The sequence below is a fragment of the Candidatus Eisenbacteria bacterium genome, assembly GCA_016930695.1.
GTDB lineage: Bacteria > Orphanbacterota > Orphanbacteria > Orphanbacterales > Orphanbacteraceae > JAFGGD01.
The window spans coordinates 78,391-92,747 of record JAFGGD010000023.1 but is presented as its reverse complement, the minus strand read 5'-3'; the positions used below and the strand labels follow the sequence as shown (position 1 = coordinate 92,747).

The following is a 14,357-nucleotide window of genomic DNA, read 5'->3' as shown; positions in this document are numbered from 1 at the left end:
CCCGCCGCGCTTTCGCCGTCCCGTCTCCCGACCGCCGCGCTCCCCGCCCCGTTCCTTTCCCCCTATCGCGCCCGGATTCCATCCCTTCCTCCGCCGGTGGAGATGCAAAAGGGGGGGGGACGGAGTAAGATGGAAACGCGCCGGTCGTTCCGGCCCGCGTCCCCCGATACCACGAGGGAGGAAACGATGAACAGGGGCGTTTTCCGAAACGGGTTTCTCCTCGCCGCGACGCTTCTCGCGTCTTTCTCCGCGGCGGAAGCGTGCACGGACATTCTGGTCACGAAGGGGGCGTCGGCGGACGGCTCGGTGATGATCACCTACAGCTGCGACGGCGAGTTTCACCCGCTCCTCCGTATCCGGGAGCCGGCGGATCACCAGGCGGGCGATTCGCTGGAGATCGTCGATTGGGGCGGAAAGCTCCGCGGCAAGATCGCGGAGATCCCGCACACCTATCGCGTGATCCGGCAGATGAACGAGCACCAGCTCGCCATCGGCGAGACCACCTTCGACGGCCGGCCGGAGCTGCAGAACCCGGAAGGGCTCCTCCATTACTGGGACCTGATGCAGATCGCCCTGCAGCGCGCGCGCACCGCCCGCGAGGCGATTCGAGTGATGACCGAACTCGTCGACGAGCACGGCTACCGCTCCACCGGCGAGTCCTTCTCCATCGCCGATACCGAGGAGGCGTGGATCCTGGAGATGATCGGACCGGGGCCGGGTGGACGCGGCGCGCTTTGGGTGGCGGTTCGCCTCCCGGATGGGACGATCTCCTGCCACGCCAACAAGGCGCGGATCGGGACCTTCCCGCTCGACGATCCGGAGAACTGTCTTTACGCGCCGAACGTGATCCGTTTCGCCGAGGAGCGTGGCTGGTACGATTCCGACTCGGACGCGCCCTTCCGTTTTTGCGACGTCTACTGCCCGCCCACGGCGCGCACCCTCCGGTACACCGCCGGACGGGTATGGAGCGTCTTCCGCCGCGCCGCTCCCTCCCGCGAATTCTCGCCCGACTATTTCCGCGGCGTGCCGGGCGCCGAGCCGTACCCGCTCTGGATCGAGCCGGACGAGAAGATCTCCACGGAGGGTCTCTTCGCGCTGATGCGCGACCACTACGAGGGAACCGACTTCGACATGACCCGCGGCGTCGACGCCGGCCCCTACGGCTCTCCCTATCGCTGGCGCCCCATCGATTGGAGCGTGGACGGCGAAACCTACACGTGGGAGCGGCCGATCTCGACGCAGCAAACCGGGTTTTCGGTGGTGACCCAGTCCCGGGCGGACCTCCCCGACCCGGTGGGGGGCGTGATCTGGTATGGCGTGGACGACACCTACATGACCTGCTATACGCCCCTCTACTGCTGCATCGATCGGGCGCCCCCCTCTTGGTCGACCGGATCGCTGGATCGATTCACCTGGGACTCGGCGTGGTGGGTGTTCAACTTCGTCTCCAACATCTCCTCCCTTCGCTACGCCGACATGCTCCCCGAGATCCTGGCGGCGCAGCGGGAGCTGGAGAGGGACGCCCTCGCCCTCCAACCGGCGGTGGAGCGGACCGCGGCGGAACTCGCCCGAACCGACCCGGAACTGATGAGGCGTTACCTGACCGACTATTCGGTTTCACGCGCCGAACGCGTTGTCGAGCGCTGGCGCGATCTCGGCGAGCATCTGCTCACCAAGTTCAACGATGGATACGTGAAGGACGAAAACGGGCGCCCGCAAAACGCGGGATATCCGGAGGCGTGGCTCCGGGACGTTATCCGGCTCCGGCCGGACGCCTTCCGGATCGCGCCGGACGATTCGGCGGGATGGCGCCTGGTCGACTGAGACGCCGCGCGCGGGAGAAGGAACGGAGAGGAGATGAGTGGTGCGCTCGTCACCGGCGCCGGAGGATTCACCGGCGGAGCCCTCTGCCGGCGCCTGGCCCGTGAAGGGGGGCGCGTGGCCGGGCTCGTTCGGACCCGAATAGGGGCGGACGAGCTCGAGCGAATCGGCGTGGAACCCTTCGTCGGCGACCTGACCGATCCCGGCTCGATCGCCGCCGCCTTCCGCGGAATCGACGTGGTCTATCACCTCGCCGCCGCCTACCGCCGCGAACACGCCTCTCGGGAGGAATTCCACCGGGTCAACGTGGAAGGGACGCGCCACGCCCTGGACGCGGCGGAGGGGGCCGGCGTGGGCAGGTTCGTGCACTGTTCCACCGTGGGCGTGCACGGCGACGTGTTGCGCCCACCCGCCGACGAAAACGCCCCCTTCGCCCCCGGCGATCACTATCAGCGATCGAAACTGGAAGGGGAGCTTCTGGCGCGCGAGCGCTTCGCCGCCGGTCTCCCCGGAGCGACGGTGAGGCCCGTCGGCATCTACGGACCGGGAGATCGTCGATTTCTCAAACTTTTTCGCCTGATCGACCGCGGCGCCTTCGTGATGATCGGTTCCGGCCGGGGGCTCTACCAGATGACCCACGTGGACGACCTGGTGGAGGGCTTCCTCCTCTGCGGGAGACGCCCCGAGGCGATCGGTGAAACGTTCATCATCGGCGGTCCGCCGGCGATCCCGCTCCGGGAGTTGGCGGCCGCCGTCGCGGACGCCCTCGGCCGGCCGCGCCCCCGCCTCCGCCTCCCCTATCGCCCGGTTTACACCGCGGCCTGGGCCTGCGATCGAGTCTGCCGGATATTCGGCTTGACCCCCCCGCTCTATCCGAGGCGCGTGACCTTTTTCCACGGCAACCGGTCCTTCTCCATCGAAAAGGCGCGCCGGCTTCTCGGTTATGAACCGGCGGTCTCCCTGCGCGAGGGACTCGCCGCCACGGCTGCGTGGTACCGGGAGGAGGGATGGCTCTGAGCGGCGGGAAGGATCGGCACGGCGATTTTACCGGCGGGGGCGGGGCGGGAAAAATCCGCGTTCTCTATCTCTCCCTGCACGATCCGCGGGCGCCCCTCACCGGGAGCGCCGTCCGGGCCGCCGGTTTTCTGCGTGTTTTCGCCCGCCGATTCGACACGCATCTGATCCACTTCGAGGGGTCCGGCCAACCGCCCCTTCCCGACCGGCCGCCGCCGCGTCCGATCGAAGGGCTCCGTTCGTCGACGGCGATTCCTTTTCGCCGGACCGGATATTTCCTTTATAGCCGTGGTTTTTATCGGGCGGCGGTCCGGGCGGCGGCGCGGGAGAAGCCCGACCTGATCGTGTGCGATTACGGCACGTCGGCGCTCTACGGTTTGCTGTTGCGGCGAAGGGGCGGACCGCCATTCCTGTACTCGTCGCACAACCTGGAGTATCGCGGTTCGCTGGACAAAGCGCGGAGCGATCCGAGGCGACTACTCCTCGCGCCCTTTGTGTACGCCGTCGAGAGGGCGGGGGTACGATGGGCGATGCTGACGGCGGCGATCAACGAGGAGGAGGCGGCGCACTACAGGAGATGGGCGGCGCCTGAGCGGGTGGCCGTCGTCCCGCAGGGCTTCGACGAGGAGGTGTTCCACCCCTTCTACGAACCGCCCCGCAACCGGCGGAAAACGATCCTCTTCTGCGGGAACTTCGGCATCCCCTTCAACCGCGAGGCGCTTCGGATCGCCGCGGAACGGATCGTCGGGCCCGTGGCGGAGCGCCTGCCGGACGTGCTCTTCCGTTTCGTCGGGGCGCGGCCCCCGGAGGGAGCCGGAGGGCCGAACCTGGAAATGACCGGTTTCGTCGACGACTATCCCGCCCTGCTCCGCGGGGCGGACCTGGTGATCTCGCCGATGCGGCGCGGCCGGGGATCGCCGACGAAGATCATCGAGGCGCTCGCCTGCGGGAAGCCGGTGGTGGCGACCGCCGTCGGCGCGCGCTCCCTCGAGAAGGACTACGCCGGCTTGCGGATCGCATCGGTCGAGGAGTTTCCCGCTCGGATTCTGGAGGCGCTCGACCGGAACCGTCCGGTGGAGGCCGTCGATTTCGATCGTCTTCGAAGCCGTTACTCCTGGAGCGTCATCGTCGGCGAACTGTCGGACCGATTGGAGGGGATGGTGCGATGAGCCGGGTTTGGCTTTTTCTGCTCTTCGCGGCGCTTCTCCGCGCGACCGCGGCGGCGCTCCGCGCCGATCCGCCCCGCCGATCCTTACGCGCGGCCGGTTGGGCCGTCGCGATGGTCTCCACATGGATCGCCGCTTCCGGAGCCGGCGCCTGGACGCCGCTCGGCCCGGCGCTCCTCGCGGCCGTTCTCGGCGCGCCGATCGAGTGGAGGCGCCGCAGGACGATCCTCCGCCTCGCCGCCGAGGGGGGCGTTTTCCTCCTCGCGGGTTTTCTCTCCGTTCCCCCGCTCGCCCCGCTGCGAACGGCGGCCTTTCTCCTCCTTTGGGTGCCGTTCGGTTTCACGCTCGATCGCCTGTTCCTCCGGCGCGGCGCGATGCTTCGATGGGCGGCGGCGCTCCTTCCCCTGTTCGCGGTGGCGGCGATCCGGCTCCTTCATCCGTGGGCGGTATCCGGAGCGTGGCGTACGCTCGTTCCGGCGATCGCCCCTTCGCGCGTCGTTTTCCTCGCCTTCGGTCCCGCCCCCCGCGCCGATAGGATCGTCCTGCCCGGCGGGGCGGTCGCCTGGTTCGAACGCTCGCCGGAAGGGGACGGCGCGCCGGGCGCGGTGCTTCTCCACGGGGCGGACCGGCGGGGCTCGGCGCAGGCGGCGGCGCAGGCGCTCCGCCGCGCGCTCCGCGACGCGGGTTACGCCGTGCTCGCCGTGGATCATCCCGGCTATGGGGAGAGTCCTCTCCCCGACACGTCGGCCATTGAGACATGGGATCCCCTCCCCGATGAGGCGGCCGCTTTCGATACGCTTCGCGCGATCTGCGGCGGCGCGCCGGTCATCGTGGTCGGGCACTCGATGGGGGTGCGGGAGGCGGTCCGCCTGGTCGGCGCGCGGCCGGACGCCGCGGGGGCGGCCCTCTTCGGGGGGAGCCTGGAGAAGCGAGGGCCCCAGAGTGATTATTGGTACGAGCGCTTCCACACGGACCGGCGCCTCGATCGCCGGATCTCTCGGGAGAAAGTGGACCGGATCTGCGCGCTCTACTACGACACCCTCCCGCTCATCCGCCTTCTTCCGGCGAATCGAACGAGGATTCTCTTCGTCCGTTTCGGCAGGGAGCACGAAGACGTGGAGGCGATGCGGGACGTTCTCTTCGCGCGGCTTCCCGCGCCGAAGGAGTCGTGGGATCTCCTCGGTACGGATCACTACTTCAACTCCGGCGCCCGGATCGGACTCGTGGCGGGGGACCTGCGCGCGATTCGGCGCGCATCGGCCCTGCTGCGGCGATTCCGGGAGGGGACGCCCCGCTGACCTTCTCCCCCCGGCACTCGCCTCTCTCTTCGCTCCGCTCTCCGGAGGCCCTATTCCACGATGATCGTGCCGTGGGGCCGGTGCTATACTCGGTTCGATGATCGACACGCACGCGCACCTTCATCCCTGCTTCCGTCTGGAAGCGTTTCTCGACGGGGCGGCCGACCACTTCCGGCGCGCCGCCGAAGGGAACGGCCTGCCCGCCGGCGCGACCGGTTGTCTTCTCGTCGCCGACTGCGAGGGGCGCGATTCCTTTTCGCGTTGGGGCGGGGGGGGGATCGACCGATCGTGCCGCGCCTGGGCGTCGGCGCCGACCGGCGAGGCGGTTTCGGTTCTCGCCCGGCGGGAGGACGGCGCCCGTATCGCCCTCGTCGCGGGCGGGCAGGTGGCGACCCGCGAGAAAGTGGAGGTGCTCGTCTTCGGCATCCGGGAAAAGCCCCCGGCGGGCGAGAGCGCGGAGCGCACCGTAGAGCGCGCCTTGGACGCTGAGGCGCTCGTCGTCCTTCCCTGGGGATTCGGCAAGTGGTGGGGGAGGCGGGGCCGGGTGATCCGGAGGCTCCTCCGGAGCGCCGATCCGTCCCGTCTCTTTCTCGGCGACGTGGCGAACCGACTTTCCGGCAAAACCGAGCCCCTGATCCTCCGAGAAGCGCGGCGCCTCGGCTTTCGCGTCCTTCCCGGCACCGATCCGTTCCCTTTCCGAAGCCAGGAGAGGCACGCGGGGCGATACGGGTTGATCCTCGACGGCGCGCCCGATCCCGAGCGTCCCTTCGCCTCGATTCGGGAGAGACTGGTTCGGGACGGGGCGGATTTCCGCGTCTACGGGAGGCGGGACCGGCTCGTCCCCTTCTTCGTCAAGCAGACGGCGATGCAAATACGAAAGGTGAGGCGATGAAGGGGAAAAGCCGGGTCCTGGTCGTCGCGCCCCAACCGTTCTTCTCCCCCCGGGGCACCCCCTTCAGCGTTTATTACCGCACCCTGGTGATGGCGGGGAAGGGCCTCTCGATCGATCTTCTCACCTACGGGCAGGGGGAGGACGTGTCGATCCCGGGGGTGCGGATTCTCCGCATTCCCGCCTTTCGTTTCCTCGGAACGGTGCGGATCGGTCCTTCGCCGCTCAAGTTCTTTCTCGACGGGGTTCTCTTCTTCCGCATGATCGGCGCGCTCCTCCGCCGGAGGTACCGCTTCGTGCACGCCCACGAAGAGGCGGTCTTCCTCGCCTTGTTTCTGAAGCCGCTCTTCCGTTACCGCCTCGTCTACGACATGCACTCCAGCCTTCCCCAGCAGATGACCAACTTCCGCTTCACCCGGTCCCGTTTTTGGATCGGCCTGCTGGAGCGGCTGGAGAGGAGCGCGCTCCGCCGGAGCGACGCGGTGATCACCATCTGTCCGGAGCTGGCGGAGTACGCACTCGCCGTCGGCGTTCCCGCGGACCGCCATTTCCTGATCGAGAACTCCCTCTTCGATCCGGTGAAGCTCGCGCGCGCCGAAGCGGAGGGAGGGGACGAGCCGCCTTTCCCGGTCGCCGAGGACGGACCGCTGGTGGTTTATGCCGGAACATTCGAGGCTTATCAAGGGATCGACCTGCTGCTCGGCGCCTTCGCGCGGCTCGGCGGTCGCGCCCCGGGGGCGCGGCTTCTCGTCGTCGGGGGCGCGCCGGAGCAGGTGGAGGAGACGCGTCGCGCCGCGGCCGCCCTCGGGCTCGGTGAGCGTTGCGCGGTGCACGGCCGGATTCCGGTCGCCGCCGCCCGCCGCCTTCTGGACTCGGCGGACCTGGTCGTTTCGCCGAGGATCAGCGGCACCAACACGCCGCTCAAGCTGTACGAGTTGATGGCGCGCGGCGTCCCTCTGGTGGCGACCCGGATCCGCTCCCACACGCAGGTGCTGGACGACGAAACGGCGATTCTGGTCGATCCGGATCCCGAGTCGATGGCGGCGGGGATCGCGGCGGCCCTCGACGACGGGGAGACGAGGGAGAGAATCGCGGCGGCCGCGCGGGAACGCTATCGGGAACACTACGGCCGGGAGGCGTACGAGGGGAAGATCGGCGCCCTGCTCGGGAGGGTTCTCTGATGTGCGGCATCGCCGGCATCGCCGTCGCGCCGGGATCGCCGCCGCCGGAGGAGGAGCGGATACGGGCGATGTGCGCCGCGCTCGTGCACCGCGGTCCGGACGGCGAGGGGATCGAAACGCGCGGCAACGTGGGGCTCGGCATGCGCCGGCTCGCGGTGATCGACGTCGAGGGGGGCGGCCAACCGATCGCGAACGAGGTCGGTTCGATCCGCGTCGTCTTCAACGGCGAGATTTACAACTACCGGGAGCTCCGGCGCGATCTGGAAGGGCGGGGACACCGCTTCCGCACCGCCGCGGACACGGAGGTGCTGGTCCACCTCTACGAAGAACGGGGCGAGGGGATGCTCCCCCTCCTGAACGGCATGTTCGCCTTCGCCCTGCACGATGAGCGGCGCGCCCGCCTTCTTCTCGCCCGCGACCACATGGGGATCAAGCCGCTTTACTGGTCCGCCGCACCCGGCCTCTTTCTCTTCGGGTCGGAGGTCAAGGCGTTGCTCGCCTCCGGTTTGATCCGTCCTTCTCTCGACCTGGAGGGGCTCGCCGAGCTTCTCGCCTGGGAGTACGTGCCCGGCGCCGGTACCTTGATGCGTGAAGTTCACAAGCTGGAACCGGCGACCTTCCTCGACCTCGACCTCCGTTCCCTCGAGGCGCGGCGGGAAAGGTATTGGCGAATCCCCCCGCCCGGCGAGGCGTACGGCGGCGCGGAGCCCCGCACCGACGCCGAGTGGGAGGACGCGGTGGACGGAAAAATCGGCGAGTGCGTGCGGCGCCAGATGGTGAGCGACGTTCCTCTCGGCGCGCTCCTCTCCGGCGGCGTGGACAGCAGCCTGGTGGTCGCGGCGATGGGAGAGGCGCGCACCTTCAGCATCGGCTTCGACGACCCGACCTACAACGAACTCCCCCACGCGCGCGCCGTGGCGGAGCACCTGGGCGTGTCGAACCGGAGCGAGACGATCCGCCCCGACATCGGCGATCTCTTTGAAAAGCTGATGCCGCACCTGGACGATCCGATCGGCGACTTCTCCGTCTTCCCGACCTATCTCGTCTCCCGCCTCGCGCGCGACGAAGTGACGGTGGCGCTCACCGGCGACGGCGGCGACGAGCTTTTCGGCGGCTACGAGACCTATCTCGCCCGCGAAAAGGCGGTGCTCTGGGAGAGGATCCCGCGCTGGATCCGGCGGGGTGTCCTGGAACCGGCGGTGCTCGCCCTTCCGCCGAGCCCGAAAAAGAAAGGTTTCGTGAACAAGGCGCGCCGCTTCGCGCAGGGGATGGCGGAGGACCGGGCGCTGGGGCACGCGCGTTGGCGGATCTTCGCGGGCGACGCGCTCCGCCGCGCCCTCTTCACCGACGAAGCGCTCGCCGCCCTCGCCCGTCCGGCGGAGACGCACGTGCTGGACCTGCGGCGCGAGGCGGAGGGACGGGACGAGACGGACCGGGCCCTTTTCGTGGACGCCCGCAGCTATCTCGTCGACAACTGTCTGGTCAAGGTGGACCGGATGAGCATGGCCTGCTCTCTGGAGGCGCGCGTTCCCCTCCTCGATCGGGAGCTGGTGGAGCTCGCTTTCCGGATGCCTTCCCGTCTCAAGGTTTCCGGCGGGAAGACCAAAAGGCTCCTCAAATCGGTCGCCCGCCGCCATGTTCCGCCGCGCTGCGTGGACCGCCCCAAGGAGGGCTTCAGCATACCGATCAAACACTGGCTGCGGCGCGAATTGAAACCACTCCTGTTGGATCGGCTCGCGCCGGAGAGAATCCGCCGCGAGGGGGTCTTTCGCGGAGAGACGGTGGAGCGCCTCGTCCGGGAACATCTGGAGGGGCGGGAGAACCACAGCCACGTTCTCTGGACGATGCTCGTCTTCGAGGACTGGCGGGAGAGGTGGTCGGTTTGATCGATCGGGATCCCGAGGGGGCGGCCGGAGAGCGCTGGGACCTGGTGGTGATCGGGGGCGGCATCTACGGCGCCTTCGTCCTGCTCGAGGCGGCGCGACGGGGCCGGAGGGGTTTGCTCCTGGAGAGGGGCGACTTCGGCGGCGGCACGAGCGCCAACTCGCTCAGCGTGATCCACGGCGGGCTCCGCTATCTGCAGACCCTGGATCTGCCCCGCTTCCGGGAATCCGTCGCCGAGAGGCGTCGTTTCTTTCTCGATTATCCCGATGGAGTGGAGCCGCTCCGTTGCCTGATGCCGCTCCGCGGCGGAGGGCTCAAGCGTCCTTTTTTCTTTCGAATCGCTTTGGCCATGAATGGATTTTTGTCGCGCCGGAGAAACGACGGAGTCCGCCCGGACCGCCGGCTTCCGAACGGCGAAACCCTCGCGCCGGAGGAGACGGCCCGTCTCTGGCCGGGCGCCGCCGGGCGCCGCCTGCTCGGCGGCGGCGTATGGCACGACGGCGCGATGATCAGCGCGCCGCGGATTCTGATGGAGACCCTGCGCCGGGCGTCGGCGCTCGGCGCGGTGGCGCTCAATTACACCGAAGCGCTCGACCTGGACATACGGGACGCCGCCGCGGCGGGGGTGCGCGCCTTCGACCGGGTCGCGCGGCGGGAACTCCTTTTCCGGACCGACCGCGTGCTGAATTGCGCGGGTCCCGCCTGCCGGCGCTTCGCAGCCCGTTTCGACGGGGACATCCCCGCCCTCTTCCGCCCTTCCCTCGCGGTGAACGTGCTTCTCGACAGGCCGCCGCCGTCGCCGGCGGCGCTCGCCGTCGCCCCTCCCGGCCCGGGGGCGCGCACCTACTTCCTGACGCCTCGCCGCGGGCGGGTTTTCGCCGGAACGCTCCACGTCCCGCGCGCGGACGCGGAGGGACCGCCCCGGCCGACGGAAGCCGAGCGGAAGGAGCTTCTGGAGGATCTGAACCGCGCCGCCCCCGGTCTCGAAGCGGGACCGGAACACGTTCTCCGCGTGTACGCGGGTTATCTGCCGGTGCGCCGGGAGGGTACGGACGACCTGGCGGTCCGGGAGGTGATCCGCGATCATGGGCGCGCCGGCGGCCCGCGAGGCGTCATCACCGTTTCGGGCGTAAAGTACACAACCGCGCGTCTCGTGGCGGAAAAGGCGGTGCGCCTCGCCTTCCCCGGCGCGCCCGCTTCACTCGCGACGGCCGCCGAACGCCCCCCGGCGCGATCCTCGCCGGACCCGGTCGACCCTCGTCCGCTCCTGGAGGGGGACCCGGCCGATCTCGCCGGACCGCTCCGCGCGCTGATCGAGGAGGAGTCGGTTCTCACGATGGAGGACCTTCTCCTCAGGAGGACCGATTGGGGCGCGGCGCCGGAGGAAGGTCGGGCGGCGGCGGAGCGCGTGCGCGAAATCCTCGGGTGGAGCGGACGGGAGATCGACCCCGCCCCTTAGGCGACGGGGTGGTTCGAGGCGGAACGTTCGGCGTCGCCCGCGCCGTTCCTCTTGAAAACGAGGCTTTGAACCGGAACGCCCAGGTCGCGCGCGATCACAGGGCATTTGGTCTGGAGCAGATAGAAGAGGGGGGCCGGTTCCTCGCTGAGCGATTCGTAGTTCCCCTGCCCCTTGGCGAGGATGAGCCCCGCCTCGTGGAAGACGGTCCGGAACTCCTCGGAGCAGAACGGGAGAAGAGTGCCCGGCGCGTCCGATCCGTTGTCGATGACGTGGGCCACGCGGTCCAGTCCGGCGGCGGCGGCGTCCTCCCGGGTGGCGTCGTTGATTACCGGCGCTCCCCGCACCGCGTAATCCACCGGCCTGCCGAGCGTCTCGATCAGCACGCGGTCGAAGACGGTCTCGCCCGCGTTGTCACCCAGGAAAAGGAGGCGCTCCGTCTCCGCCAACCGCGCGCGGAATTGCCCGATGTCGTGCACGGCGAAGTCCTGTTTCAGCGCGCGTTCGATCCCGCCCTCCAGGTCGTACTCCGCCGTCGCGCCCAGATCGATGATGTTCCCCGCCACGCTGACGCGGATCGCCGTCTCGAGAGGATCGTCCGATTCCTCCACGATCCTCTTCAGCTCGGGATAAAGCGCCAGGGCGTGCCGGGTGCTCTCCTCCTTCGCCTCTCGATAGGGATCGTCCAGGCCGGTCTCGCGGCGGAGTATGCGGTGGATGCGTTGCGCCATCTCCGGCGGGGTGCTGGTCGGGTCGAAGGAGGCGATCTCCTCGGTCACCCCCTGCAAGATGCGGAGCTGCTCCTCCTCGTCTTCGGTGATCCGGCCGAGGGCGTCGAGGGCTTGCCGCATGAAACAGGGGTAGCAATCCAAATAGGTGCGCATCTCTTCGATCCGATGTTCGGCGCCGGGAGGAACGTCTGTGCTTATTAGAAGGTCCGGTTACGGGGAGGCGCCGCGCGCGGCGCCCCTCTTGTCGTAACTTAATGAATCGGGTATAATTACACCAGCAAAAGTCATCCGAACCCACCTTTTTTTTAGACGACTCGGGTCCCCGGTCCGGGTCGGGGAGAAGAGTCGGGCGCCCGCCCGGGCCGAGCCGGCGCCGTTTTTTCCCCGTCCCCGTACGGCCCCCGGAGGGAACGCATGCGCGCGCCCCCATTTATCGCGGCGCTCCTCCTCGCCGGGTTTCTCCCGTGCGCCACCAGCGCCATCGCCGCCGCCGATCCGCCCCCCTCCTACGACCTCCGCGACGTGGAAGGGATCTCCTACGTCACTTCCGTGAAAAGCCAGATCGGGGGGACCTGCTGGGCGCACGCGACGATGGCCGCCCTGGAGGGGAATCTCCTCCGGACCGGGGTGTGGGTGGAGGAGGGGGAAGCGGGGGAGCCGGATCTCGCGGAGTACCATCTGGACTGGTGGAACGGATTCAACCGCTATTGGAACGGCGATCTGCCGGACCCCTCGGTGAGCGGGCTCACGGTGCATCAGGGAGGGGATTACCTGGTCGCCGCCGCCTATCTCGCCCGCGGCGAGGGGGCGGTGCGGAATGGGGAGGGGCAATCCTACGGGGCGCCCCCGCTCCGGGTCGGATCGTCCTACCATTATTACGCGCCGCGCCACGTCGAATGGCTCACCGCCGGACCGGACTCGGCGCGCGTCGACCGGATCAAGAGGGCGGTGATGGAGTACGGGCCGGTCGCCGCCTGCATGCTTTTCGACTCCGACTACATGCACGACAACGCGCACTACCAGCCGCCGGGGGACGATCATCCGCCGAACCACGCCGTGGCGATCGTCGGTTGGGACGACGCAAAAGCCACCGCCGCGCCGGAACCGGGCGCCTGGCTTTGCAAGAACAGCCACGGCGACGAGTGGGGGCTCGCCGGTTATTTCTGGATCTCCTACTTCGACCGTTGGTGCGGGAGCGAACCGTGGATGGGCGCCGTGCTTTTCCGCGACGTGAGGCGGACCGGGTGGGATCACGTCTACCATCACGATCTGCACGGGTGGAGGGACGTCCTCGAAGGGGTGAAGGAGGCGCGCAACCGATTCGTCGCCGGAGAGGACGAGCGGATCGGCGCGGTCGGTTTCGTCACCGCCGCGGAGAACGTGGAGTGGGCGGCCTACGTGGAGGACGGAAGGACGGGCCGGATCCTCGCCGAGGCGAAGGGTTTCTTCGAGAGGCCGGGGGTTCATGTCGTCGATCTGAACCGGACCGCGTCCCTTTCCGCCGGTCTTCCCTTCAACGTGCGGGTGCTTCTCTCCGCGGGGGGGCATCCCTACGACCGCACCTCCGACGTGCCGGTTCTTCTCGGGTCGTCCGGCCGGCCGCTGGTCGAGTCACGCGCTCGGACCGGTGAGAGCCTCTATCGGGACGCCGGACGATGGATCGACCTCACCACGATCGATTCGACCGCCAACTTTTGCATCAAGGCGTACGCGCGTCTCGCCGGATTGGAAGTTTCACCCATGAGCGGATTCGGCGCTTCCGGACCGGTGGGAGGACCCTTCGTCCCGGCGATGCGGTCGTATTCCGTGAGGACGCGAGGCGGAGAAACGATCGACTACGCGGTCGAAATCGATCCGCCCGTCTCCTGGTTGGCGATCCTGGGGACCACGGAGGGCGTGCTTCCGCCCGGCGCGGCGGCGACCGTTCTCCTCCGGGTCGATCCTTCCGCTTCGGCGCTCCCGGCGGGGGCGCACGCGACGTCGATCCGTTTCGTCAACCGGACCGACGGGCTGGGAGAGACGACCCTCCCCGCGGTGCTCGCGGTGGGAGACCCGGCGCCGCAGGTCGAGTGGACGATGGACGCGGATCCGGGCTGGGACGCCGAGGGGGAGTGGGCATGGGGCGTGCCGGCGGGAGGGGGAGGCGAGACGGGAGGGGCGGACCCGGCGGCCGGTTTCACGGGGGCGCGCGTGTTCGGTTACGCGCTGGAGGGAGACTATCCGAACGATCTGCCGGAGAGGCGGCTCACCACCGGTCCGATCGATTGCGGCGGCCGTTTCGGCGTGCGGCTCCGTTATCGCCGCTGGCTCGGCGTGGAGGGTCCGCAGAAGGACGCCGCCTCACTGGAGGTCTCCCCGGACGGGGCGGAGTGGTTTCTCCTCTGGGCGAACGTGTCGATGACGGCCGACACCGGGTGGGTTTTGTGTGAACACGATATCTCTTACTGGGCGGACGACCGGCCGGAAGTCCGGCTCCGGTGGACCATGGGGCCCACGGACGGCGCGGGAAGATGCTGCGGCTGGAACTTGGATGACGTGGAGATCCTGAGCCTTCCGATCGCCGGGGCGACCGGCGTGGGGCCATGGGCCGGCGGCCGCGCGCCCGCGGCGATACGGATCGCCCCCGTCCGTCCGAATCCCTGCAACCCCTTCGCCGAGATTCGCTTCGACCTCTCCTTCCCCTCCCACTCCCGTGTCGCGGTGTACGACCCGACCGGGCGATTGGTGCGGTTGGTTTTCGAGGGCCGCCTCCCGTCGGGCGCCCATGCCATGCGTTGGGACGGGAGGGACGGCGCGGGCAGGCCGGCCGCGTCCGGCGTCTATTTCGTCCGCGCGGAAGCGCATGGCGTCTCTGCTTCCGCCAAGATGGTTCTTCTCCGGTAGCGGCGCCCCACCCGGGATTCCCTGTGGCCCCTTT

The 14,357-nt window shown here is 68.9% G+C and carries 10 protein-coding genes; 9 read left to right on the top strand and 1 reads right to left on the bottom strand.

The features are described from left to right. Positions 1 to 186 precede the first annotated feature (186 nt). The 8 genes from JW958_04075 (at position 187) to JW958_04040 (ending at position 10,712) form a co-directional block, all read left to right on the top strand. Positions 187 to 1,824, top strand: a complete 1,638-nt coding sequence (locus tag JW958_04075; protein ID MBN1825421.1) for a C69 family dipeptidase — start codon at positions 187 to 189, stop codon at positions 1,822 to 1,824. 33 nt (positions 1,825 to 1,857) lie between these two features. Then, complete coding sequence (locus JW958_04070) at positions 1,858 to 2,838, top strand: NAD-dependent epimerase/dehydratase family protein (protein MBN1825420.1); 981 nt, start codon at positions 1,858 to 1,860, stop codon at positions 2,836 to 2,838. Then, entirely contained in the window at positions 2,829 to 4,004 is a 1,176-nt protein-coding gene (locus JW958_04065; protein ID MBN1825419.1) for a glycosyltransferase family 4 protein, read from the top strand. Before JW958_04070 ends, JW958_04065 begins: the two co-directional genes overlap by 10 nt. Then, positions 4,001 to 5,299: an alpha/beta fold hydrolase gene (locus JW958_04060; protein MBN1825418.1), complete on the top strand. Its 1,299-nt coding sequence runs from the start codon at positions 4,001 to 4,003 to the stop codon at positions 5,297 to 5,299. Before JW958_04065 ends, JW958_04060 begins: the two co-directional genes overlap by 4 nt. A 97-nt stretch (positions 5,300 to 5,396) precedes the next feature. Beyond that, positions 5,397 to 6,191: a hypothetical protein gene (locus tag JW958_04055; GenBank protein ID MBN1825417.1), complete on the top strand. Its 795-nt coding sequence runs from the start codon at positions 5,397 to 5,399 to the stop codon at positions 6,189 to 6,191. Next, positions 6,188 to 7,369, top strand: a complete 1,182-nt coding sequence (locus JW958_04050; protein ID MBN1825416.1) for a glycosyltransferase family 4 protein — start codon at positions 6,188 to 6,190, stop codon at positions 7,367 to 7,369. The genes JW958_04055 and JW958_04050 overlap by 4 nt, the downstream gene beginning before the upstream one ends. Continuing rightward, positions 7,369 to 9,255, top strand: coding sequence for an asparagine synthase (glutamine-hydrolyzing) (gene asnB, locus JW958_04045; GenBank protein ID MBN1825415.1), 1,887 nt, complete (start codon positions 7,369 to 7,371; stop codon positions 9,253 to 9,255). Before JW958_04050 ends, asnB begins: the two co-directional genes overlap by 1 nt. Then, positions 9,252 to 10,712 carry an FAD-dependent oxidoreductase gene (locus JW958_04040; protein ID MBN1825414.1) on the top strand — a complete coding sequence of 487 codons (1,461 nt, stop codon included), beginning with the start codon at positions 9,252 to 9,254 and terminating at the stop codon, positions 10,710 to 10,712. Before asnB ends, JW958_04040 begins: the two co-directional genes overlap by 4 nt. Here JW958_04040 and JW958_04035 read toward each other — a convergent pair. Continuing rightward, positions 10,709 to 11,593, bottom strand: a complete 885-nt coding sequence (locus tag JW958_04035; protein ID MBN1825413.1) for a DUF89 family protein — start codon at positions 11,591 to 11,593, stop codon at positions 10,709 to 10,711. The genes JW958_04040 and JW958_04035 overlap by 4 nt on opposite strands. Before the next feature lie 261 nt (positions 11,594 to 11,854). On the opposite strand from JW958_04035, the gene JW958_04030 reads away from it, so the two are divergent. Beyond that, on the top strand, positions 11,855 to 14,323 hold the full coding sequence (locus JW958_04030) for a hypothetical protein (GenBank protein MBN1825412.1): 2,469 nt from the start codon (positions 11,855 to 11,857) through the stop codon (positions 14,321 to 14,323). Positions 14,324 to 14,357 lie beyond the last annotated feature (34 nt).